This window comes from Faecalibacterium sp. I3-3-33 (assembly GCF_023347295.1).
Lineage (GTDB): Bacteria > Bacillota > Clostridia > Oscillospirales > Ruminococcaceae > Faecalibacterium.
The window spans coordinates 2,162,960-2,184,160 of record NZ_CP094469.1 but is presented as its reverse complement, the minus strand read 5'-3'; the positions used below and the strand labels follow the sequence as shown (position 1 = coordinate 2,184,160).

At 59.4% G+C, this 21,201-nt stretch carries 17 protein-coding genes; 8 read left to right on the top strand and 9 right to left on the bottom strand.

Features of this window, described 5'->3' with window-relative positions; all coding sequences use genetic code 11:
• Positions 1 to 126: 126 nt before the first annotated feature.
• From MTP39_RS10280 to MTP39_RS10260, 5 genes are all read left to right on the top strand, one after another.
• On the top strand, positions 127 to 3,102 hold the full coding sequence (locus tag MTP39_RS10280; protein WP_249240462.1) for an acyl-CoA dehydratase activase: 2,976 nt from the start codon (positions 127 to 129) through the stop codon (positions 3,100 to 3,102).
• A gap of 89 nt (positions 3,103 to 3,191) precedes the next feature.
• Positions 3,192 to 4,508, top strand: a complete 1,317-nt coding sequence (locus tag MTP39_RS10275; RefSeq protein WP_249240461.1) for a 2-hydroxyacyl-CoA dehydratase — start codon at positions 3,192 to 3,194, stop codon at positions 4,506 to 4,508.
• Between the two features lie 82 nt (positions 4,509 to 4,590).
• Entirely contained in the window at positions 4,591 to 5,496 is a 906-nt protein-coding gene (locus MTP39_RS10270; protein ID WP_249240460.1) for a hypothetical protein, read from the top strand.
• 129 nt (positions 5,497 to 5,625) lie between these two features.
• Positions 5,626 to 8,208: a translation factor GTPase family protein gene (locus MTP39_RS10265; protein ID WP_249240459.1), complete on the top strand. Its 2,583-nt coding sequence runs from the start codon at positions 5,626 to 5,628 to the stop codon at positions 8,206 to 8,208.
• Between the two features lie 200 nt (positions 8,209 to 8,408).
• Positions 8,409 to 9,308: an NAD(P)H-hydrate dehydratase gene (locus tag MTP39_RS10260; protein ID WP_249240458.1), complete on the top strand. Its 900-nt coding sequence runs from the start codon at positions 8,409 to 8,411 to the stop codon at positions 9,306 to 9,308.
• 81 nt (positions 9,309 to 9,389) lie between these two features.
• Here the strand turns inward: MTP39_RS10260 and MTP39_RS10255 are convergent, their stop codons facing one another.
• From MTP39_RS10255 to MTP39_RS10240, 4 genes are all read right to left on the bottom strand, one after another.
• On the bottom strand, positions 9,390 to 10,124 hold the full coding sequence (locus tag MTP39_RS10255; protein WP_249240457.1) for a nitroreductase family protein: 735 nt from the start codon (positions 10,122 to 10,124) through the stop codon (positions 9,390 to 9,392).
• Between the two features lie 22 nt (positions 10,125 to 10,146).
• Entirely contained in the window at positions 10,147 to 11,154 is a 1,008-nt protein-coding gene (gene tsaD, locus MTP39_RS10250; RefSeq protein ID WP_249240456.1) for a tRNA (adenosine(37)-N6)-threonylcarbamoyltransferase complex transferase subunit TsaD, read from the bottom strand.
• Between the two features lies 1 nt (position 11,155).
• Positions 11,156 to 13,729, bottom strand: coding sequence for a DNA polymerase I (gene polA / locus MTP39_RS10245; RefSeq protein ID WP_249240455.1), 2,574 nt, complete (start codon positions 13,727 to 13,729; stop codon positions 11,156 to 11,158).
• A gap of 271 nt (positions 13,730 to 14,000) precedes the next feature.
• Positions 14,001 to 14,189, bottom strand: coding sequence for a ferredoxin (locus tag MTP39_RS10240; RefSeq protein ID WP_249240454.1), 189 nt, complete (start codon positions 14,187 to 14,189; stop codon positions 14,001 to 14,003).
• A gap of 111 nt (positions 14,190 to 14,300) precedes the next feature.
• Here MTP39_RS10240 and MTP39_RS10235 point away from each other — a divergent pair, with 111 nt between their 5' ends.
• Positions 14,301 to 14,642 (top strand): arsenate reductase family protein, encoded by a 342-nt coding sequence (locus tag MTP39_RS10235; protein WP_249240453.1) that lies wholly within the window; start codon positions 14,301 to 14,303, stop codon positions 14,640 to 14,642.
• A gap of 102 nt (positions 14,643 to 14,744) precedes the next feature.
• Positions 14,745 to 15,653 (top strand): Ice-structuring protein, encoded by a 909-nt coding sequence (locus MTP39_RS10230; protein WP_249240452.1) that lies wholly within the window; start codon positions 14,745 to 14,747, stop codon positions 15,651 to 15,653.
• Positions 15,654 to 15,714: 61 nt separating this feature from the next.
• Here MTP39_RS10230 and MTP39_RS10225 read toward each other — a convergent pair whose 3' ends face one another.
• From MTP39_RS10225 to MTP39_RS10215, 3 genes are all read right to left on the bottom strand, one after another.
• Positions 15,715 to 16,716, bottom strand: coding sequence for a glycosyltransferase family 2 protein (locus MTP39_RS10225; protein WP_249240451.1), 1,002 nt, complete (start codon positions 16,714 to 16,716; stop codon positions 15,715 to 15,717).
• Between the two features lie 100 nt (positions 16,717 to 16,816).
• The gene (locus MTP39_RS10220) at positions 16,817 to 17,374 is read right to left on the bottom strand and encodes a DUF4358 domain-containing protein (RefSeq protein ID WP_249240450.1); all 558 of its coding nucleotides are present in this window, start codon (positions 17,372 to 17,374) and stop codon (positions 16,817 to 16,819) included.
• Between the two features lie 157 nt (positions 17,375 to 17,531).
• Positions 17,532 to 17,972, bottom strand: coding sequence for an Lrp/AsnC family transcriptional regulator (locus tag MTP39_RS10215; RefSeq protein WP_015536797.1), 441 nt, complete (start codon positions 17,970 to 17,972; stop codon positions 17,532 to 17,534).
• A 600-nt stretch (positions 17,973 to 18,572) separates the two neighbouring features.
• Between MTP39_RS10215 and MTP39_RS10210 the strand changes: the two genes are divergently transcribed.
• Entirely contained in the window at positions 18,573 to 19,139 is a 567-nt protein-coding gene (locus tag MTP39_RS10210) for a hypothetical protein (RefSeq protein ID WP_249240449.1), read from the top strand.
• Positions 19,140 to 19,275: 136 nt separating this feature from the next.
• On the opposite strand, the gene hflX is transcribed toward MTP39_RS10210, so the two are convergent.
• Together hflX and MTP39_RS10200 are read right to left on the bottom strand one after the other, a co-directional pair.
• Positions 19,276 to 20,541: a GTPase HflX gene (gene hflX, locus MTP39_RS10205; protein WP_249240448.1), complete on the bottom strand. Its 1,266-nt coding sequence runs from the start codon at positions 20,539 to 20,541 to the stop codon at positions 19,276 to 19,278.
• Entirely contained in the window at positions 20,538 to 21,146 is a 609-nt protein-coding gene (locus MTP39_RS10200; protein ID WP_249240447.1) for a GNAT family N-acetyltransferase, read from the bottom strand. The genes hflX and MTP39_RS10200 overlap by 4 nt, the downstream gene beginning before the upstream one ends.
• Positions 21,147 to 21,201: the final 55 nt, after the last annotated feature.

The following is a 21,201-nucleotide window of genomic DNA, read 5'->3' as shown; positions in this document are numbered from 1 at the left end:
TGCATTTTTTACTGTGCTCGCTGCCTAAAAACAGCGTAGCTGCGCGATGCGGGCTGTTAAAAAGAGAGAGCTGCCGTTGCGGGTCTTTACCGCATAACGGCTGTTTGCCATGGCAGCCGGGGCGTTATGCTCCGGTTATTTGTCCTTAGGAGGGAAAACAAGGTGAGAGTAGGTCTTGACATCGGCAGTACCACTATCAAGTGTGTGGTACTGGGCGAGCATGATGAACTGCTATATTCTACATACGAACGACACTATAGTCATATTCTGGAAAAGGCGCAGGAGCTGCTGCGGCGCATTGATGCCGAGCAGCTGCATGGCAGCAAAGCGCTGCTCAGCATCTCCGGCTCTGCCGGTATGGGCTTGGCAGACAGCTGCGGTGTGCCCTTTGTGCAGGAGGTGTTCTCCACCCGTGTGGCGGTCAAGCGCTTTATGCCCCAGACCGATTGCGTCATTGAGCTGGGCGGCGAGGATGCCAAGATTTTGTTTTTGACCAACGGCACCGAGGTGCGCATGAACGGCAGCTGTGCCGGCGGCACTGGTGCCTTCATCGACCAGATGGCTACCCTGCTGAAGATGAGCGCCGATGAGATGAACAAGGCCGCCGAGCAGGCGCAGCGTACCTATACCATCGCCTCCCGCTGCGGCGTGTTTGCCAAAAGCGATGTGCAGCCTTTGATCAATCAGGGTGCCCGCACCGAGGATATCGCCGCCAGTATCTATAAGGCTGTGGTCAACCAGACCATCGCCGGTCTGGCACAGGGACGCCCCATCAAGGGCAATATCCTTTATCTGGGCGGCCCGCTCACCTTCAGCACCGTGCTGCGCAAGAGTTTTGACGAGGCGCTGAACGTGACCGGCACCTGCCCGGAGAACAGCCTGCTGTATGTGGCACTGGGCGCGGCTCTGTATGCCGATAAGGAATTTGTGCTCACTGAGGTGGCCGCTGCGCTGGACAAGTACGCCGCCACCGCTACCTACGCCAGCGAGCCGCCGCTGTTCGCCAGCAAGGAGGAGTACGAGGCTTTCCATGCACGGCACATGTCCCACAGCGTGCCCCGCGTGGCCTTCAGCGCCCACTGCGGGCCGGTGCATATCGGCATCGACTCCGGTTCTACCACCGTCAAGCTGGTGGTAGTGGACGAAAAGAGCCAGATTTTGTACACCAACTATCAGCCCAACCTTGGCAATCCGCTGCCCCTCATCCGGGAACAGCTGCTCAAGATCTATAAGGAGCATCCGGGGCTGCAGGTGGCCAGCGTCACCACCACCGGCTACGGTGAGGAGCTGGTAAAGAACGCTTTCCGCTGCGATTACGGTCTGGTGGAAACGGTGGCGCACTTTACCGCTGCCAAGTACTTTATGCCGGACGTGGACTTCATCATTGATATCGGCGGGCAGGACATGAAGTGCTTCAAGATCGAGGATGGTGCCATCAGCAACATCTTCCTGAACGAAGCCTGTTCCTCCGGCTGCGGCAGCTTTTTGCAGACCTTTGCGCAGGCGCTGGGCTATGACGTCAAGGAGTTCGCCGCGCTGGGTCTGTTCGCAGACCGCCCGGTGGACTTGGGCAGCCGCTGCACCGTGTTCATGAACAGCTCGGTCAAGCAGGCGCAGAAGGATGGTGCCAGCATTGAGAATATCTCCGCAGGCCTGTCCATCAGCGTGGTCAAGAATGCGCTGTACAAGGTGATCCGCGCTTCCAGCCCGGAAGAGCTGGGCCGCAAGATCGTGGTGCAGGGCGGTACCTTCTATAATGAAGCCGTGCTTCGTGCCTTTGAAAAGGAGATGGGCGTAGAGGTCATCCGGCCGGACATTGCCGGTCTGATGGGTGCTTACGGCGCTGCCTTGTACGGCCTGCGCCAGAGCCATAAAAACAACCAGACCACCTCTGCCATGATGGACGAGCAGGAGCTGGAAAAGTTTGCACAGCAGGTGGTCAGCGTCAAGTGCGGCGGCTGCGGCAACCATTGCCAGCTGACCGTCAACACCTTTGCCGATGGCCGCAAGTTCATCTCCGGCAACCGCTGCGATAAGCCCGTTACCGGCAAAAGCGAGGATAACAGTCTGAACCTGTACGCCTACAAGCAGCAGCTGCTGGCAAGCTACAAGCCTGTGCCCGGTAAGCGCGGCTCCGTCGGCATCCCGCTGTGTCTGGGCTTTTATGAGCTGCTGCCCTTCTGGTACGCCTTCTGGACGAGCCTTGGCTTTGCGGTGCACACCAGCCCGGTGTCCACTCGCGGGCTGTATCTGGCCGGACAGGCCACCATCCCCAGTGACACCGCCTGCTTCCCGGCAAAGCTGAGCCACGGCCACATCAAGGCGCTGAGCCAGATGGAACTGGACGCCATCTTCTACCCCTGCCTGACCTACAATGTGGACGAGGGCTTGGGCGATAACCACTATAACTGCCCGGTGGTGGCCTACTACCCGGAGGTTCTGGCAGGCAACTGCCCGGAGCTGGAGGGCAAAAAGTTCATCTATGATTATGTGGGCATCCACCGCCCGAAGGACTTTGTGCACAAGATGGCAAAGGAGGTGCTGCCCAAGTACTTTGGCGGCATCTCCGAGCGGGAGGTGCAGGCCGCAGCCGATGCCGCCTACGCGGAGTACGAGGCACACATGGCCAAGATTCGGGTAAAGGGCAGCGAGATCATCGACGAGGCGCGCCGTCAGGGCAAGCGCATCATCGTGCTGGCAGGCCGCCCCTACCATGTGGACCCGGAGGTCAACCACGGCATCGACCATCTGATCACCCGCCACGGGGCTGCGGTGGTCACCGAGGACAGCATCTCCAACCGGGTGCAGAAGTTCCCCACCAGCGTGCTGAACCAGTGGACCTACCACAGCCGCCTGTATGCCGCCGCCAAGTACTGCACTACCCAGAAGGACATGGATCTGGTGCAGCTGGTGTCCTTCGGCTGCGGCGTGGATGCCATTACCACCGACGAGACCCGCGAGATTTTGCAGCGGGGCAACAAGCTGTACACCCAGCTGAAGATCGACGAGATCACAAACCTCGGTGCTGTGAACATCCGTCTGCGCAGCCTGTTTGCCGCACTGGACGAGCGGGACGAGGCTGCCGCAGAAAAGGCAGAATAAAAGAAACCCTGAGATAGGCTGAAAGGTTTCCCCCGGCGGGGGAAGTCTTTGCGGGGTCTATCTTGTTTAGAGTAACATAGGAGGAACCTATGGAATATCATTATCCTAAATTTACCCCGGAGATGAAAAAGACCCACACCATCCTTATCCCCAATATGGCCGTTACCCAGTTCCGGCTTATGGAGTACGCACTGCGCTGCGAGGGCTATAAGTGTGAGCTGCTGGGCAACTGCGGTAGCGCCGTGGCACAGCTGGGGCTGAAGTATGTGCATAACGATACCTGCTACCCGGCGCTGCTGGTCATCGGCCAGTTTCTGGATGCGCTGAACAGCGGCAAGTATGATCTGGAACACACTGCCTTGCTGATCACCCAGACCGGCGGCGGCTGCCGCGCCTCCAACTACATCCATCTGCTGCGCAAGGCGCTGGTCAAGGCCGGTTACCCGCAGATCCCGGTGGCAAGCCTGAACTTTTCCGGTCTGGAAAAGGACAGCGGCTTCCAGATGACCCTCCCGCTGGCACGCAAGTGCATCGCCTGCATCTTCTACGGCGATATGCTGTGTGCGCTGCGCAATCAGGTGGCCCCCTACGAGAATGAAAAGGGTGCGGCTGACTGCATGGTGGATCGCTGGATCGCCCGTCTTGGCCGTGCACTGCTGGCAGGAAAAGGTTTTACTTCCCGGGAAATGAAGCACACCTTCCCGCTCATCGCAAAGGACTTTGCCACCATCCCGGTCACCCGGGTGCCCAAGGTCAAGGTGGGCGTTGTGGGCGAGATCTACGTCAAGTACAGCCCGTTGGGCAACAACGAGCTGCAGAAGTTTTTGGAAAGTCAGGACTGCGAGGTGAACTTCCCCGGTCTGATGGGCTTTGTGCAGTACTGCGCCTTCAATATGGGCGAGGATCATGTGCTGTACGGCGGCAAGCTGGCTGTAAAGGTGGGCACCGACCAGTTCCTCAACTGGCTGGACAACGTGGAGCGCGTCATGCTCAAGGCAGAGACGGACGCCGGGTTCTATGCACCGGGCCCCTTCAAAGAGCTGGTGGAAAAGCCCAAGGGGGTCATCTCGCTGGGCGCAAAAATGGGCGAGGGCTGGCTGCTGACCGCCGAAATGATCGAGTTGGTGCAGGGTGGCTACGGCAACATCGTGTGTGCGCAGCCCTTTGGCTGCCTGCCCAACCACATCGTGGGCAAGGGCATGGTGAACAAGATCCGTGCGCTGTACCCCAGTGCCAACATCACCCCCATCGACTACGACCCCAGCGCTACCCGGGTCAATCAGGAAAACCGCATCAAGCTGATGCTGGCTGTGGCAAAGGAGCGGCTGAACGCCCCCGCAGAAGCCCAGCCGCTTACGGCAGAACAGCTTGCCGGGGGCGCTCCTCAGGTCGGTGCCACCGTGTAACAGAAGCAATACGATAAAAACAGGGGAGCCGCTGCACAGCATTTTTACGCAGCAGCTCCCTTTTTGCAGGAAAGGAACCCCTATGGAAAAGCCCGCAGCTGCCTGTTATCATCTGCCCGGCCTGTTCGAGTTTTACGAGCTGTACCGCCGGTTTTTGCCGCTGTATCGGGAGCACCGGGAATATTTTTACGACTGGTGCGCCATCGGCTCTATTTACGGTGCACCGGCAGGCTGCATCTGGGGCGGGGGACGCATTTCCAGCGGCGGGGCAGCTGCGCGCGAGGTGCTGGCGCTATTGCGGGAATACGGCATCTCCGGGCGGCTGACCTTCAGTAACTCCCTGCTGCGGGCCCAGCACCTTGCCGACCCGCAGTGCAACGCCCTGTGTGAGCGGTTTGCCAAAGCTGGCAGTGTGCCAAACGGCGTGATCGTCCATTCTGATTTGCTGGCGGACTATCTGCAACAGCGTTGGCCGGAGTTGTATCTGGTGTCCTCCACCACCAAGGTGCTCACCGATTTCACGCTTTTGCGGCAGGAAGTGGAAAAACCGCAGTTCCGGTATGTGGTGCCGGATTTCCGGCTGAACCCGGCACTGGAACAGCTGCGCACCCTGCCGCCGGAGCAAAAAGCCAAGGTGGAGTTTTTGTGCAACGAGTGCTGCTGGTTCGGCTGCACCGAGCGCAAGCGCTGCTACGAGACGGTCAGCCGCCAGAATCTGGGCGAGGACTGCCCGGACCACCGCTGCGCTGCCCCGGATGCCGCCGGGGGCTATCGTTTTTCCAAGGCGCTACGCAGCCCCGGGTTCATCGGGGTAGAGGACATCCGGCAGCGGTACCTGCCCGCAGGCTTTTCCCAGTTTAAGATAGAGGGCAGGGGACTTGGCAGCGCGTTGGTGCTGGAATTTCTGCTTTACTACATGATAAAGCCGGAATGCCAGCTGCAGGTGCGGGAGGCAATCTATCTGGACAATATGCTGGACCTTTTTTAAGAAAATCGCACCGGGCAGACCGCTTTCTGCCCGGTGCTGTTTTTTGCCTTCAGGATTTGCACATGAAAACTTTCTTTTCCCGGCAAAGCGTGTTACAATAAATGAGAAACTTTTTTATAGGAGCAGTGCATGGAAACAACGCAAAAACAGATCGTACTGGGCATTCTGGCCCATGTGGACTCCGGCAAGACCACCCTCTCCGAGGCCATGCTCTACCGCGCCGGTGCTATCCGCAAGCTGGGGCGGGTGGACCACGGAGACGCCTTTCTGGACACCGACAGTCTGGAAAAAGCACGTGGAATCACCATCTTTTCCAAACAGGCGCTGCTTACGGCGGGCAATACCGCCATCACCCTGCTGGACACCCCCGGCCATGTGGATTTTTCCACCGAGACCGAGCGCACCTTGCAGGTGCTGGATTACGCCGTGCTGGTGGTCAGCGGAACGGACGGCGTGCAAAGCCATACCGAAACGCTGTGGCGGCTGCTGCGGCGCTACCATGTGCCCACCTTTGTATTCGTGAATAAAATGGACCTGCCCGGCATGACCCGGGAACAGCTGCTCACCCAACTGAACCACCGCCTTGGCGAGGGCTTTGTGGATTTTGGCGCAGAGCCTGCCGCCCGCAACGAGGCACTGGCGCTGTGCGATGAGCAGCTGATGGAGAAAATGCTGGATGCAGGCACTTTGACCGATGCAGACATTATCCCTGCAGTTGCCCGGCGGCACGTTTTTCCGTGCTGGTTCGGGGCGGCGCTGCGGCTGGACGGGGTGGATGCACTTCTGGAGGGGCTTGACCGCTACACCCGCCCCGCCCCGGCGCTGCACGCCTTTGGTGCAAGGGTGTTCAAGGTATCGCAGGACGAGCAGGGCACCCGTCTGACATGGCTGCGGGTCACCGGCGGGGAGCTGAAGGTAAAGGCTCTGCTCTCCGGCGAAGCAGACGGCGAGCCGTGGGCAGAAAAAGCGAACCAGCTGCGGCTGTACTCCGGCGCAAAGTATACCCTGACCGAGGTCATCGGCCCGGGACAGGTATGCGCCGTGACCGGCCTGACCCATGCCAAGCCCGGTACCGGGCTTGGGGCGGAGCGGGACAGCGATGTGCCGGTGCTGGAACCGGTGCTCAGCTATCAGGTGCTGCTGCCGGAGGGCGCGGATGTGCACGCCGCGCTGGGCAAACTGCATCGGCTGGAAGAGGAAGAACCCCAGCTCCATGTGGTGTGGAACGAGACACTGGGCGAGATCCATGTGCAGCTGATGGGCGAGGTGCAGCTGGAAGTGCTGCGCAGTTTGCTGGCCGAGCGGTTCGGGCTGGAGGTATCCTTTGGCCCAGGCGGCATTTTGTATAAGGAGACCATCACCGAGCCCATGGAGGGCGTAGGCCACTACGAGCCGCTGCGCCACTATGCCGAGGTGCATCTGCTGCTGGAACCGCTGCCCCGGGGCAGCGGGATGCGGTTTGCCGCCGACTGCCGGGAAGAGGTTCTGGACAAAAACTGGCAGCGGCTGGTGCTGACCCATCTGGAAGAAAAGCAGCATCTTGGCGTTTTGATCGGTGCACCGCTGACCGATGTAAAGATCACTCTGCTCACCGGCAAAGCGCACCTGAAGCACACCGAGGGCGGCGATTTCCGGCAGGCCACCTACCGCGCCGTGCGGCAGGGGCTGATGCTGGCCAAAAGCCAGCTGTTAGAGCCGTGGTACGCCTTCCGGCTGGAAGTGCCGGTGGAGAACATTGGCCGCGCCATGAGCGATATCCAGCGCATGGAGGGTAGCTTTGACCCGCCGGAAAGCGGCGCGGAGACCGCCACCCTGACCGGCTTTGCGCCGGTATCTACCATGCGCAGCTACCCCATGGAAGTGGTCAGCTACACCCGGGGCAGGGGACATTTGAGCCTGACGCTGGACGGCTACCGCCCCTGCCACAACGCGCAGCAGGTCATTGCAGAAATCGGCTACCAGCCGGAGCATGATCTGGAAAACCCCGCAGATTCCGTGTTCTGTGCCCATGGTGCTGGCTTTGTAGTGCCGTGGAACGAGGTGCGCAGTCACATGCATGTTGAAAGCGGCTGGGGCAAGGCAAAGCCCGCCCGCCCGGAGGTGCAGGCTGCGCCCCAGCGCCGCGCCATGGCCTACCGCGCCACGCTGGAGGAGGATGCCGAGCTGCTTAAAATTTTTGAGCGCACCTACGGCCCTATCAAGCGGGACCCGCTGGCGGCCTTCCGCCCGGTGCAAAAGACCGAACGCCCGGATTTTGCCGCCGAGCAGTGGGAAATTGCCCCGGAGTATCTGCTGGTGGACGGCTACAACATCATCTTTGCGTGGGACGAGCTGAACGCCCTGTCAAAGGAAAGCTTGGACGCCGCCCGCCATCGACTGATGGACATCTTGTGCAACTATCAGGGCTACCAGAAATGCGTGCTCATTCTGGTATTCGATGCCTACCGCGTGCCCGGCAGCCCCGGTGCCATTGAGCAGTACCACAACATCCATGTGGTCTACACCAAGGAGGCCGAGACCGCCGATATGTTCATCGAGCGGGTCACCCACGAGATCGGCAAGAGCCGCCGCGTCCGCGTGGCGACCTCGGACGGCATGGAGCAGGTCATCATCCTTGGTCACGGCGCGCTGCGCGTGTCCGCCCGGATGTTCCACGAGGAAGTGCAGAACGTGGAAAAACAGATCCGCGCCCTTGTGCAGGGACAGGCGTAATGCTGCCCCCCCTGTGAAAATGGTCTAGCGGAACGCCCACAGGCGTTCCGCTAGACCGAAATAAAAATCCTCTCTTGTGAAAAAGTTGTTTTGGAAAATCCGCAGATTTTCCAAAACGACAAAATATAAAATAATGATTCCGCTGAAGATGCCCAAAGCAACGCGGAGGGCATTTGAAATCGTTCTGTGGAGGTGCACCCATGGCTGTGGAAATTACCGAAGAATTTGTCTGGCAAAGCATCCCGCGCCGCGCCCGGGACAGCCATAAGGGCACCTTTGGCAGCGTGCTGGCAGTGGCGGGCAGTGCCTTTTACCGGGGCGCTGCCCTGCTGGCAGCTGAGGGCGCACTGCGCACCGGGGCGGGCATCGTTACCCTTGCCAGTGTCGAGCCGGTGGTCAGCGCCGCCGTCACACGCCTGCCGGAGTGCTGCCTGTGCCCCTGTAAGGAGGGCGCACAGGGCGGCATTGCACCGGAAAATATGCCGCTGCTCCGGCGGCAGAAGGCTACCGTGCTGCTGCTGGGCCCCGGTCTTGGCAGCACAGCGCAAAGCGCTGCCCGGGCAGCCGAGACCCGCACGCTGGTGCAGCAGCTTCTGCCCGGCTTTGCGGGCGCTGCGGTGCTGGACGCCGACGGTCTGAACGCCGCCGCGCAGCTGCTGGCCGAGGGCAAGCCCTTCCCGCACCCGGCGGGGGAGCTGGTGGTCACCCCGCACCCCGGTGAGATGGCGCGCCTGACCGGGCTTTCGGCAGCAGCGCTTGCCGCCGACCGGGAGGGCATCGCCCTGCGGTATGCCAAGGCGTGGAACGCCGTGGTGGTGCTGAAGGGTGCACGCACCGTGGTGGCAAGCCCGGACGGGCGGGTGTGCGTGAACCCCACCGGCAACCCGGGGCTTGCCCGGGGCGGCAGCGGGGATGTACTGGCGGGCATGCTGGCAGCGCTGCTGGCCTGCGGTCTGCCCGCCTATCAAGCCGCCGCCTGCGCGGTATATCTGCACGGTGCCGCCGCCGACCGTGCCGCCGCAAAGCGCGGCGAGTACGGGATGCTGCCTCATGATATCCTGCCGGAGCTGGGCGCACTGTTTGCGGAAAACCAAAGATAAACGAGAAACGGCAGCTGCACAAAATACCGTGCAGCTGCCGCTTTTTTGTTGCTTTGATTTGTGGGTCAGAAACGTTTTAAATCACCGGAACTGGCCGAGGTATTCCTCCACCGAGCGGGTCATCTCCTTGGAAAAATCGGAGTTATACTTGCGGTTGCAAAAAGCGGTGCACCACTGGTCAAAGGGCGCGTTACCGGCCTTGTAGCCAAAAGTATCCCGCAGCTCTGCGCCGTCCATGGTGCGGTAACCGTTTTCGTGCACGATATGCTCCATGGCGCAGCGCTGGGGCTTTACGCGGTCTTTCTGCTGCTGGGTGGGCCAGCCGAACACCAGCATTACCGCCGGGAACACATAGTCCGGCAGGTGCAGCAGGCTGCGCTGGGTTTCGCAGTTTTCCATGATATCCCCGATGTAGCACGAGCCGATGCCAAAGCTTTCGGCGGCAACTACGGCGTTCTGGGCGGCAATGGCGGCGTCTGTGACTGCCAGCATCAGATCGCCCACACCCGGGGTGCGGGGCGTACAGCCGACTTCTAAGTAGGCATCGTACCACTTTTTGCAGTCGGCGCAGAACACCAACACCAGTGGTGCTTTGGCAATAAAGGGCTGGTGGTCACAGCTTTCGGCCAGCGCTTCCTTCAGCGCCGGGTCGGTGATGTCTAAAATGGTGTACAGCTGCTGACAGCCCGCAGAGGGCGCCTGTGCGGCAGCTTCTAAAATGGCCTGCTTCATCTCGGCAGGGATGGGCTTTTCTTCATACACCCGCACCGACTTGCGGTCGAACAGGCTTTGCAGGATAGGATTGCGCTCGGTCATGGGAACACCTCCGGTGATGTATTTATTCGTAGTCGATGGGCAGGGTGGGCAGGCCGTTCAGCTCCAGCCCGGCGGTGTGCCCGGCAATGTACTGGTAGTAGCCCTGTGCCGCGATCATCGCGCCATTGTCGCCGCAGAACTTCAGTTCCGGCAGGTAGACCTTGGCGCCCAGCTTCTGGGCACCGTCATTTACCAGCTGGCGCAGACGACCGTTGGCGGCTACGCCACCGGCAAGGCACACCTGTTTTGCCCCGGTATCGGCAGCGGCAAGCAGCAGCTTTTCGGCCAGAATGCCCGCGATGCGCTCCTGAAAGCTGGCGGCAAGGTCGGGGACATTCACTTCCTCGCCCTTCATCTGCGCCTTGTTTACCTCGTTGAGCACGGCGGTCTTTAAGCCGGAAAAGCTCACGTTGTATTTGCCCTCCACATGGGGCACCGGCAGGCGGTAGGCCTTGGGGTCGCCTGTCTTGGCGGCAGCGGCTACGCTGGGGCCGCCGGGGTAAGGCAGACCCAGCGTGCGGGCTACCTTGTCAAAGGCTTCGCCCGCAGCATCGTCCACGGTATGACCTAGAATGTGGTAGTGGGTGTAGTCCTGCACTTCTACGATATGGCTGTGCCCGCCGGAGGCCACCAGACACAAAAAGGGCGGCTTGAGCTCCGGGTGGGTCAGGTAGAGCGCGGCGATGTGTCCCCGCAGATGGTGCACAGGCACCAGCGGCTTGTTCGCCGAGTAGGCCAGACCTTTTGCAAAGTTTACGCCCACCAGCACCGCGCCGATGAGCCCCGGCGCAAAGGTAACAGCCACGGCGTCCACGTCCTCTATGGTCTTACCGGCGTCCAGCAGAGCCTTTTTGACCGTAGCACTGATGAACTCGCAGTGGCGGCGGCTGGCGATCTCCGGTACAACGCCGCCGTACAACGCCTGCTCCTTGACGCTGGTGGAGATGACGTTGCTCAGCAGATGCCGTCCGTCCTCCACCAGCGCGGCGGCAGTTTCGTCACAGGTAGACTCGATTCCGAGAATAATCATTTTAGTGTGCCTCCAGCCAGTTTTTGCCTGCGTGCACATCGGTGCTCAGGGGCACCGCGTACTGCACGCAGCCTTCCATTTCCTCCCGCAGGATGCGGGCAGCCTGCTCGGCCTCCGCCTCCGGGGCCTCCACGATCAGTTCATCGTGGACGGTCAGGATCAGGCGGCTTGCCATCTTTTCGTCCCGCAGGCGCTTCCACACCCGCACCATGGCCAGCTTGATCACATCCGCAGCGGTGCCCTGAATGGGGGTGTTGCGTGCCATGCGCTCGCCGCTGGCGCGCACATTGAAGTTGGTGCTGGCCAGCTCCGGCAGGGTGCGGCGGCGGCCGAACAGGGTGGACACATAGCCGTTTGCCTTGGCATCCGCAATGGTCTTGTCCATATAGCCGCTCACGCTGGGAAAGGCCGCCAGATAGTTCTTGAGGAAGGCGTCTGCCTCCTTCACGGTCACGCCGATATCCTTGGAAAGGCTGTACGCGCCCTTGCCGTACATGATGCCAAAGTTGATGGCCTTGGCAGAGGAGCGCAGCCGGGGCGTTACCTCGCTCTGCGGGATGCCGTAGATCTTGGCGGCGGTGCTGCGGTGAATATCCTCACCGTTCAAAAAGGCCTGCTGCATGTGTTCGTCCCCGGTGATGTGCGCCAGAATGCGCAGCTCGATCTGGCTGTAATCCGCGTCCACCAGCACACAGCCCGGCTTTGCGATAAAGTAGGCGCGCAGCTGGCTGCCCAGCTCGGTGCGGATGGGGATGTTCTGCAGGTTGGGATTATCGGAAGAGAGCCGTCCGGTGCGGGCTTCGGTCTGGTTGAAGGTGGAGTGGATACGTCCGTCCTCGCCGATGACCTTGAGCAGACCCTCCACATAGGTGGAGTTCAGCTTCTGGTAGGCGCGGTACTGCAAAACGTCCTCCACCAGCGGGTACTCGCGCAGGCTTTCCAGCGTTTCGGCATCGGTGGACCAGCCGCGCTGGGTCTTTTTGCCGTGGGGCAGACCCATGGTGTCGAACAGCATCTCACCCAGCTGTTTGGGGCTGTTGGGGTTGAAGGTAGCGCTGCCGGTCTCCATATGGATGCGGGTCAGCACCTGCTCCAGCTCCTCCCGCAGTTTTACGCCGAACTGCTCGATGCCGTCTTTGTCCACCAGCACGCCGGTGCGGGTCATGTCGGCCAGCACCTGTGCCAGCGGGAACTCGATCTCGTTGTACAACGCATCCTCGCCGCAGGCGGTGATCTCGGCCTTCATCCGGGCAAACAGGTCGGCCAGCCGCCCGGCGTCCGGGTAATCGGTGCAGGTAAAGGCGGCAGCGGCCTTGTAAGCGGGGATCAGCTCGCTGATCTGGTACTTGGAGGCAGAAGCGTCCAGCAGATAGGCGGCCAGCTTGCCGTCCCAGACGATGCTGCTGCCCCAGCCGCCGGCAGCCATGGCCTTGGCGTACAGGGGTGCAGAGTTGAACACATCCAGCGTCACATCGGCATTGTCCAGCAGCCGCAGCAGGTCGGTATCCTCCAGCGGGTAGACGGTGGTGTCCTGCACGGCGTACCAGCTTTCCGGCTGCAATACCACGTTGCGGGTGCCCTGTTTGCCGGTAACGGCGGGGCGGGCGGCCACCAGATAGTGCCCGGCGGGGGTCAGGGGCAGGGGAGCGAGGTCGGCTTCCGGCAGCTCTACGGCCTGCTCCTCGGCGGCTGCTTCCGGCGCTACGCCGTCCAGCCCGAACCGGGGGATCAGGGAGTGGATCTCCAATTCCTGCAAAAGCCGCACGGCGGCGGGCTTGTTGCCCTCACCTACGGTATAGGAACCCTCGGCAGTGTCGATGGGGGCATCGGTGCGGATGGTGCCCAGTGTGTGGCTCAGCTCAGCCATGGGCTTGTCCTCTAACAAGTGCTCCCGCTGCTTGGGCTTGATGCGCTTGTCGTCAATGTTCTGGTACACGCCCTCCAGCGAGCCGAAGGCCTGCACCAGAGAGAGCGCGGTCTTTTCGCCGATGCCCTTCACGCCGGGGATGTTATCCGAGGTGTCGCCCATCAGGCTCTTCACCTCAATGAGCTGCTTGGGTGCAAGGCCGTATTTTTCCTGAATGGCGTCCTCGTCCATCACCACGGTCTTGCTGCGGCCCATTACGGTGGCAGCCAGCAGCACGGTGGTGGTCTCGCTCACCAGCTGCAGGCTGTCGCGGTCTCCGGTGGCAAGGAAGCAATCGTCCTTGCGGGCGGCGCAGGCAGCAGCCAGCGTGCCCAGAATATCGTCCGCTTCCCAGCCCTCGGCGGTAACGGTGCGGTAGCCAAGGTCTGCCAGCAGCTGCTTGAGCACCGGCATCTGCTGCGCCAGCTCCTCGGGCATGGCGTGGCGGGTGGCCTTGTAGCCATCGTACATTTTATGCCGGAAGGTGGGGGCTTTCAGGTCAAAAGCTACGGCCACCTCGTCCGGCTGGCACTCCTTGAGCAGGGAGAGCAGAATGTTCAAAAAGCCATAGATGGCGTTGGTATAACGTCCGTCCTTGGTGGTCAGCAGCTTGATGCCGTAAAAAGCGCGGTTGGCAATGCTGTTGCCGTCAATGACCAGTAAACGCATAATGCAGTTCCTCCGTTGCGTAATTTCACACCTTATAGTATAGCACAAAACCGCACCGCGCGGGAGCTTTTTGTGTAAAAAAGGGAATGCTCCGCATTTTATTGTATATTCACGCGTGAAAATGGTCTGGTGGAACGCCGACAGGCGTTCCACCAGACCGAAATCATAAATTCCGCTGTTTGTGCCCGGAGCAGCGCGGAGGGCATTTCAAATCGTTCCGCCGCAAAAAAAGCTGCCGCACACGCTGTGCGGCAGCCTTACCGGTGCCGGGTTACTCCTCGATGCGGATGGCGCTTACCGGGCAGCTCTGGGCTGCGGTGACGGCCTGTGGCACCTCCTCCGGCGGGATGGGGCCGGGCTCTGCCACAGCCAGAACGCCCTCCATGTGGAACACTGCGGGGCACAGCCCGGCGCACTGGGTACAGCCGATGCACAGTTCAGGGTCTACGAATGCGTTCATGCAAACACCTCCTTGCGGAAAGCATTGCCCGTTTTGCCGCAAATTATGCCTATGCAAGCGGTTTGCGGTGTGGTACAATAAGACCGCCGGGAACCGGCAGGAGGAGATAAGATGAATATCCAGATCTTTGGCACGAGCAAGTGCTTTGATACCAAAAAGGCGCAGCGCTATTTCAAGGAGCGCGGCATAAAGTTCCAGATGATCGACCTGAAGGAAAAGGGCATGAGCCGGGGCGAGTTTGATAACGTGGCGCGCGCCTTGGGCGGCTGGGAAAAGCTGGTTGACCCGGCGGCAAAAGACAAGCAGACCCTTGCGCTGCTGGATGCGCTGGTGGACTGGCAGAAGGAGGACAAGCTGTTTGAAAACCAGCAGCTGTTCAAGACCCCCATCGTGCGCAACGGACGCAAGGCCACCGTGGGCTACCAGCCCGAGATATGGAAGGACTGGGAATAAAAAGCCTGCTTTCACAAAAAAACCACCGGTACAGGTTTTGCACTCTGTGGCCGGATGTGGTATACTGTTGGGTAGACTAAAAACTTTGGGAGACTCAGACCAATGAAAAACACGATCACCCCGGAAGAACACGCCCGGATCAAGCGCCGCCGCTGGCGGCAGACCTTAGGTCTGCTGATCACGGTGCTGGTGCTCATCGGGTTTATTACGGTGCTGCGGGCCGGTGTGGGCCTTGTGGCAAACCTGTTTGACGATACCGCACAAAAGCAGGAATACGAGGACAAGCTGGAGGGTCTGGTATTGTTCGACCCCATGCCCTTTGACGGCATTGAGAACATCAATGACCTGACCCTGCGGGAAGCAGCCGTGTGGGGCTGTGTGTACAGCATTCAGGAGACGCAGGGCGGCTTTGATAACTACAATACCGACCCCGAGACCGAGCAGCTGCTGCTGCCCTCGGTGGAAGTGGATGCCTATCTGGCAAAGCTGCTGGGCCCCGGCTTCAAGCTGACCCACCGCAGCTTTGACATGGAGGATATGACCGTCGAGTTTGACGAGACCACCCAGTGCTACAAGATCCCCATCACCGGTACGGTGGGCTACTACCGCGCCACCGTGGTCAAGCTGTTCAAGCGCAGCGGCAAGCTGCACGTCACTGTGGGCTATATCCCCACCGCCAGCGCGGACGACAGCATCATCAACCCCTCCTCGGACACCCCCACCAAGTATATGGACTACCTGTTCGAGCGCCAGAGCGGCAGCTGGTATCTGACCGGCCTGACCGAGAGCGAGACCAAGCCCGAAAGCGCCGCAAGCTCCGCTGCCGCACAGCCGGAGCCCATGGCGGAAAGCGATGTGCAGGACGCCATTCTGGCTACTGCCGGAGATTCCGCTGCGGCAGATTCGGCTGCTGCCTCGGCTGTGCAGCCGGAGGCACAGGCTGAAGCGGGCGCGGACAGCGCCGTGGCAGAATCTCCTGCCGCTGAGGATGCCGCCAGCACCGCAGCGTAAAATGTAAATGAAAACACCCGACTGTGCGTTTGCTTTCGCAGTCGGGTGTTTTTTGTACGTTTTATTTTAAATCAAACCTGACAACTACCAGCCGATACCACAGGTAGGGCACCATGTTCCAGATCATCCACAGTTCCATCAGGATGTAGTTGGGCAGGTCTTTCAGGCGGAAGGGACGCTTGCCCAACTTGCCCGCTTTGAGCAGGGCAAAGGCTTCGTGCATGCCCTTGTCCCAAGCCTCGCCAAAGCCCTGCTTGTGGAACTTGTAGCACTTGAGCAGATAGCCCAGCGCCAGCGGGATAAAGTTGAGTACCAGCATCAGCAGCGGTTCGTTTTTGAGCGGCAGCAGAATGCTGTTGCGGCCGCTCTGCTGGCTTTTAAAGGCGTTGTAGCGCACAGCACCGGTGCTGGCACCGCAGATGTGGTAGCACTTGGCAGTGGGGCAGAGCACATTTTTGTAACCGGCATTATTGGCGCGCCAGCTCAGGTCTACGTCCTCAAAGTAGGCAAAAAAGTGCTCGTCAAAGCCGCCGATCTCGTCCAGAATGCTTTTGCGGTACAGCGCTGCGCCGCCGCAGGCCGAGAAGATACGCTTTTGCTTGGTGTAGCGGCTGGCGCGGCGGCCATCGCCGGTCTTGCAGGCAAAGCCCATCCATGTTACATAGTCCCCGGCATCATCGGCCAGTTCCCGCTCAAAGTGCCGGATCATCAGGCTTTGCACCGCAAAAATTTTGGGATCGGCATCGGCGGTGCGCAAAAGCTCGGCCAGCCACTGCGGCTCGGCAAAGGCGTCGTTGTTGAACAGCACCACATATTTGCTCTGCGCCCGAGCAATGCCCTGATTGACCGCGTATGAAAAACCGGTGTTGCGTCCGTTTTCGATCAGGGTGAAGTTGGGGCGGGTGCAGTAGCTGCGCGCCTGCGCAAGACTTTCGTCGGTGGAACCGTTGTCCACCACGATCAGGTCAAAATCCTGCTCGGTCTGGGCGTAGATGGACTCGATGGAGTCCTTCAGCCAGCCCTTGCCGTTGATATTTGGGATGACGATGGTTGCTTTGCTCATAGTTTTTCTCCTGCGGATGTACGAATCCAAGGGGTATTATAGCATAACCCGCCGCAAAAAGAAACCGCACCCTGTACAGAGTGCGGTTTCAAAAAACATTTTATGCGGCCAGAGCCTTTTCGATATTGGTCAGAATGGTGTCGTGATCCTCGGCGCAGACCAGAACCACCTCGCCGGTGGGGGCTACGGTGACGGTGGCAGCCTTAGCCACGAGGTACTGATCCTCCAGATAGTGCTCCATGGACTGCTGCTCGCTGGCAACATAGGCTTCCAGTGCGGCCTTTACTTCATCGGTCTTGCCCTCGGCAGGCTTCACGATGGCAACAGCGTAGCTGCGCACCATCATGCTGGAAATGCTGGCGGCAAAGGTGGTGTACTGGCCGTCCTCCAAATTCAGCAGAGGCATCAGGATGTCCCGGATCTCCTCGTTCAGCTGGTCAGCCTCGTACTCGGCGCTGTAACCATCGATGGCGGTAAACTTGCCGTCCTCGCCCTTGGTAAAGATCATATCGTACTCGTTGTCCTCGTCGCTGCGGGCATCGTGGATGATCTGGGAGTAGTCCTTGGGGGTGGAGCTGTCGGCCTTGCTGCCGCCGGAGCAGCCCACCAAAGTAAACAGGGTCAGCCCTGCCAGCAGGGCGGCGATGAATTTTTTCATAGTATTGCATTTCCTTTCATAGTGCTGTGTGTGGAAGGTGCAGCCGGGCGCACACGTTACAGGTAGTGTGTGCCGGTTTTGGGCTGCTATTCTGGATACGAACCACCGCACCGCAAAATTGCAGGGAAAAAGTAACAGTTTTATGAACAGCGCCCGCTTACAGCATCAAAGCGTCCAGATCGCCATGGTTCACCGGCGTGGACAGAATGATCTGGGTGCTGGTGGTGCCCAGCTTCTGGAACTGCAGGATCAGATGCTCCAGCTGCGCCATGCTGCCGCAGCTGACCTTGACCAGAAAGGTGTACGCACCGGTAACGTGGTAGCATTGCAGCACCTCGCGGCTGTTTTGCAGCAGCTCCAGAAAAGCATCCTGCTTGGAGGGGGCCACCGAAAGGCTGATGAGCGCATCCACATACATCCGGTCTGCCGGACGGTTCAGCGTAACGGTATAGCCGCTGATGATGCCGTCCGTTTCCAGCTTATGGATACGGCTGGAGACTGCCGGACTGGTAAGTGACACCTGCTCCGCAATTTCTTTGACGGGCATCCGTGCGTTTTTGGCCAGAAGGGTGAGGATTTTGCGGTCAAGATCGTCCATGAGAAGAGCCTCCTTCAAAAATATGTTGGATTGTATAAAATTTTCTGAAAGTAAAGTTTTTATGTTGTGCAAACCCACGGAAATGGAATAAAATTTTGTTTCTGAAATTCTATGTTAATTATATAAAGTTTTTGTGAAAAAGTAAAGTATTATTTTAAAGCAAAATCCGAAAATCTTGTTTGACAAGAAAAGAAAAACGGGTATAATACATCATGCAAGGCAGCGCAATGAATAAAAGTCTGCCAGTGATATTGAGATTCACCACTTTATATACTTTCCCACCCCTCTATACACAAAAACCCGCTGCCAGGCGGGTTTTTGTGTTTGTTGGGGCTTTTTTCTTTTTCACAAAAGGGAGTGGCGGTAAAACACGTACTTGACCCATAGAGCAGCTGTTTCCGGTCACGACCCCGCCCGTGAAAATGCAAAGGGGCTGTTTGGCTTGTGCAGAGATACAATTATAAACCCTATACTTTGTAGGCCTTTCCGAAAATACGGCGGTGCATTGACAAAAGACTATTGAAAAGAGTAAAATTGTTGTGAGGTCCTGTAGAAAAGATGCAGGAACGTTACGCTCGACTTCAAAAGGAGGAATCACAAATGAAATTATCAAAGCGAATCCTGGCTGTTCTTCTCGCTGGTACGATGGCACTTGCGCTTTTGGCAGGCTGCGGCAGCAGTGTCGGCTCAAAGGATGTGGATGTGATCAATGTCATGCTGCAGCTGAACGGCAGTGATGTCAAGGTGACGGAGGATCCTTCCCTGAAAGCAGATGCTGACCGTTTTGTCTCCCTGCTGCAGAAACTGGTTCCGTTTGAAGCTGCCCCAAACGAGGAAAGCGCTGTGCGGGATGAGAACGATACGGTGCTTGAACAGCAGGATAAGTACTTCCCCTGGAGCCAAGATCTGGAAAGAGCCCTTGTGGCTGGCAAGTCGAAGTGCCTTGTGCTTGTTTCGGACGACCCGGGGTCAAATAATGATGCAAGACGGGCAAACGATATCGCATGGCAGATTAACGACCTGAACGATAAGAAGGGTCTGAAGGTAAAGGGCATTGCAGTGGTCAAAACGGACGATGGCCGCCGCACAAAATGGGATGAAGCGACTGATAAACTGGTAAAGGTTGAAAAGACATCGGTATGGGTCGCTGTTGTGACCTACGAATAAACGGTATAAAAACCGAATAGCCAAACAATGAGCAAGGGGCTGTTGCTTGTGCAACAGCCCCTTGCTCTATATCAAAATACTATTCCGCTGATGATAGCCAGAGCACAGCGGAGGCTATTTAAAACGTATGCACCTATCAGACCAGATAGCCCTCAAAGCAGTGCAGGTCCTCGGTCTTGACGATGCCTTCCAGATACAGCCCGTCCTCCCGGTATTCCTCCACCTGCACGCTGCCACGCTCCCGCATGGGGGCAGCAAGCCCCAGCTTGTCGTAGGGCAGCAGCACCCGGATGGTGTGCACCCTGTCGCTGAGCACCTCGTCCAGCTTTTGCAGCAGCTTGTCCAGTCCGTAGCCGGTCTTGGCGCTGGTCAGCAGGATATCGGGGTCAAAGCTCAGGGTGTTGGGCTTGTCGCACTTGTTGTAAACGGTCAGGCGAGGGATATCGGCGCAGTCCAGCCCGTCCAGCACTTCGTCGGTGACAGACAGCTGTTCCTCGCGCTGGTCGTCCCCGGCGTCTGCGACCCGGATGATCACATCCGACCATGCGGCTTCCTCCAAGGTGGACTTGAAGGCTTCCACCAGATTGTGGGGCAGGCGGGACACAAAGCCGACCGTGTCCACCAGCAGCACCGCCATGCCGCTGGGCAGCACCAGCTTGCGGCTGGTGGGGTCCAGTGTAGCAAACAGCATATCGGCTTCGGCTACGCTGGGGCCGCACAGGGCGTTCATCAGGCTGGATTTGCCCACGTTGGTGTAGCCAACAAGGCTTACCACAGGCATCCCGGTCTTGGCGCGGGCCTTGCGGCTCTCGCCCCGGCGCTTTTCCATCTCGGCCAGCTTCTCGGCCAGCGCATCAATGCGGGCGTGCACATGGCGGCGGTCCAACTCCAGCTTGGTCTCACCGGCACCGCGGCGGGCACCGCCGCCACCGCCACCGCCGCCGCCCTGACGGCTCAACGCCTCGCCCATGCCCTGCAGGCGGGGCAGACGGTAGCGCAGCAGCGCCAGTTCGGTCTGCAATTTGCCCTCGTTGGTTACGGCGCGGCTGCGGAAAATTTCCAAAATCAGCATGGTGCGGTCGATGACCTCCAAGCCGCCCAGCGCGTTGGAGATGTTGCGGATCTGGCTGCCGGTCAGCTCTCCGTCAAACACAGCGCACTCCGCGCCCAGCGTCTGGGCGGCAAGGGATGCCTCCTCCAGCTTGCCGCTGCCCAGCACGATGCCGGTCTCCGGGGTCTGGCGCTTCTGGGTGATCTGCGCCACGGCCTCCATGTGGTTGGCCTCGCACAGGGCAGAAAGCTCTGCCAGACTGCGCTCGCAGTCCCAAAGCCCCTGATCCAGTGCCAGCAGCACCACCTTTGCGGGAGGGGTCTCGGTCAGAATATCATAAAGCTCGCTCAAAGTAAGTCCTTTCTGTTATCGTAGTGCTCTTTTGTCAGCAGATAGCACCGGCATTCCACCGGTGTGCCGTCAAATTTGTGGTAAACGTCGTTGTGGTGGTACACAAAGCCTGCCTTTTCCATCACCCGGCCGCTGGCGGGGTTCTGCACTGCATGGCAGCAGGTAAGGAAGGCACCGCCCACCTGCCTGAACCAGAAATCCACCACGGCCTGCAGCGCCTCGGTGGTAAAGCCTTTGCCCCACCACTTCTGCCCGATGCAGTAGCCCGGCTCCCAGATGCCGCCGGAGAGGTCCAACCCCGGCCACCTGGTCTTTTGCTGCGGTTCGCCCAGCAGGGCGTTGTATACGGAGATAGAGCCGAACACCTGTCCGGTGGCCTTTTCCACCATGGCCCACTGGTAGTAATCGGGGTTCGGATACAGCTCCGCCCATGCCGAAAGCAGCTCCCGGGTCTCGGCAGGGCTTTTGTGCGGTTCCCAGCGCAAAAACCGGGTCACAGCCGGGTCATTTGCCCAGTTTTCGTACATCTGCGGGGCATCCTGCGGCAGCAGTCGGCGCAACAGCAGACGGCCGGTCTCCAGTTCAAGTGTGCCGGTGTGGCGCATGATCCATCCTCTCCCTTTTATAAAAAGTCACTCCTAAGATAGCACAAAAACGACC

Excerpts from the sequence above, each read along its gene's own strand:
- MTP39_RS10280 (WP_249240462.1), top strand. The coding sequence starts at position 127 with ATGCTCCGGTTATTTGTCCTTAGGAGGGAAAACAAGGTGAGAGTAGGT.
- MTP39_RS10275 (WP_249240461.1), top strand. The coding sequence starts at position 3,192 with ATGGAATATCATTATCCTAAATTTACCCCGGAGATGAAAAAGACCCAC.
- MTP39_RS10270 (WP_249240460.1), top strand. The coding sequence starts at position 4,591 with ATGGAAAAGCCCGCAGCTGCCTGTTATCATCTGCCCGGCCTGTTCGAG.
- MTP39_RS10265 (WP_249240459.1), top strand. The coding sequence starts at position 5,626 with ATGGAAACAACGCAAAAACAGATCGTACTGGGCATTCTGGCCCATGTG.
- MTP39_RS10260 (WP_249240458.1), top strand. The coding sequence starts at position 8,409 with ATGGCTGTGGAAATTACCGAAGAATTTGTCTGGCAAAGCATCCCGCGC.
- MTP39_RS10255 (WP_249240457.1), bottom strand. The coding sequence starts at position 10,124 with ATGACCGAGCGCAATCCTATCCTGCAAAGCCTGTTCGACCGCAAGTCG.
- tsaD (WP_249240456.1), bottom strand. The coding sequence starts at position 11,154 with ATGATTATTCTCGGAATCGAGTCTACCTGTGACGAAACTGCCGCCGCG.
- polA (WP_249240455.1), bottom strand. The coding sequence starts at position 13,729 with ATGCGTTTACTGGTCATTGACGGCAACAGCATTGCCAACCGCGCTTTT.
- MTP39_RS10240 (WP_249240454.1), bottom strand. The coding sequence starts at position 14,189 with ATGAACGCATTCGTAGACCCTGAACTGTGCATCGGCTGTACCCAGTGC.
- MTP39_RS10235 (WP_249240453.1), top strand. The coding sequence starts at position 14,301 with ATGAATATCCAGATCTTTGGCACGAGCAAGTGCTTTGATACCAAAAAG.
- MTP39_RS10230 (WP_249240452.1), top strand. The coding sequence starts at position 14,745 with ATGAAAAACACGATCACCCCGGAAGAACACGCCCGGATCAAGCGCCGC.
- MTP39_RS10225 (WP_249240451.1), bottom strand. The coding sequence starts at position 16,716 with ATGAGCAAAGCAACCATCGTCATCCCAAATATCAACGGCAAGGGCTGG.
- MTP39_RS10220 (WP_249240450.1), bottom strand. The coding sequence starts at position 17,374 with ATGAAAAAATTCATCGCCGCCCTGCTGGCAGGGCTGACCCTGTTTACT.
- MTP39_RS10215 (WP_015536797.1), bottom strand. The coding sequence starts at position 17,972 with ATGGACGATCTTGACCGCAAAATCCTCACCCTTCTGGCCAAAAACGCA.
- MTP39_RS10210 (WP_249240449.1), top strand. The coding sequence starts at position 18,573 with ATGAAATTATCAAAGCGAATCCTGGCTGTTCTTCTCGCTGGTACGATG.
- MTP39_RS10200 (WP_249240447.1), bottom strand. The coding sequence starts at position 21,146 with ATGCGCCACACCGGCACACTTGAACTGGAGACCGGCCGTCTGCTGTTG.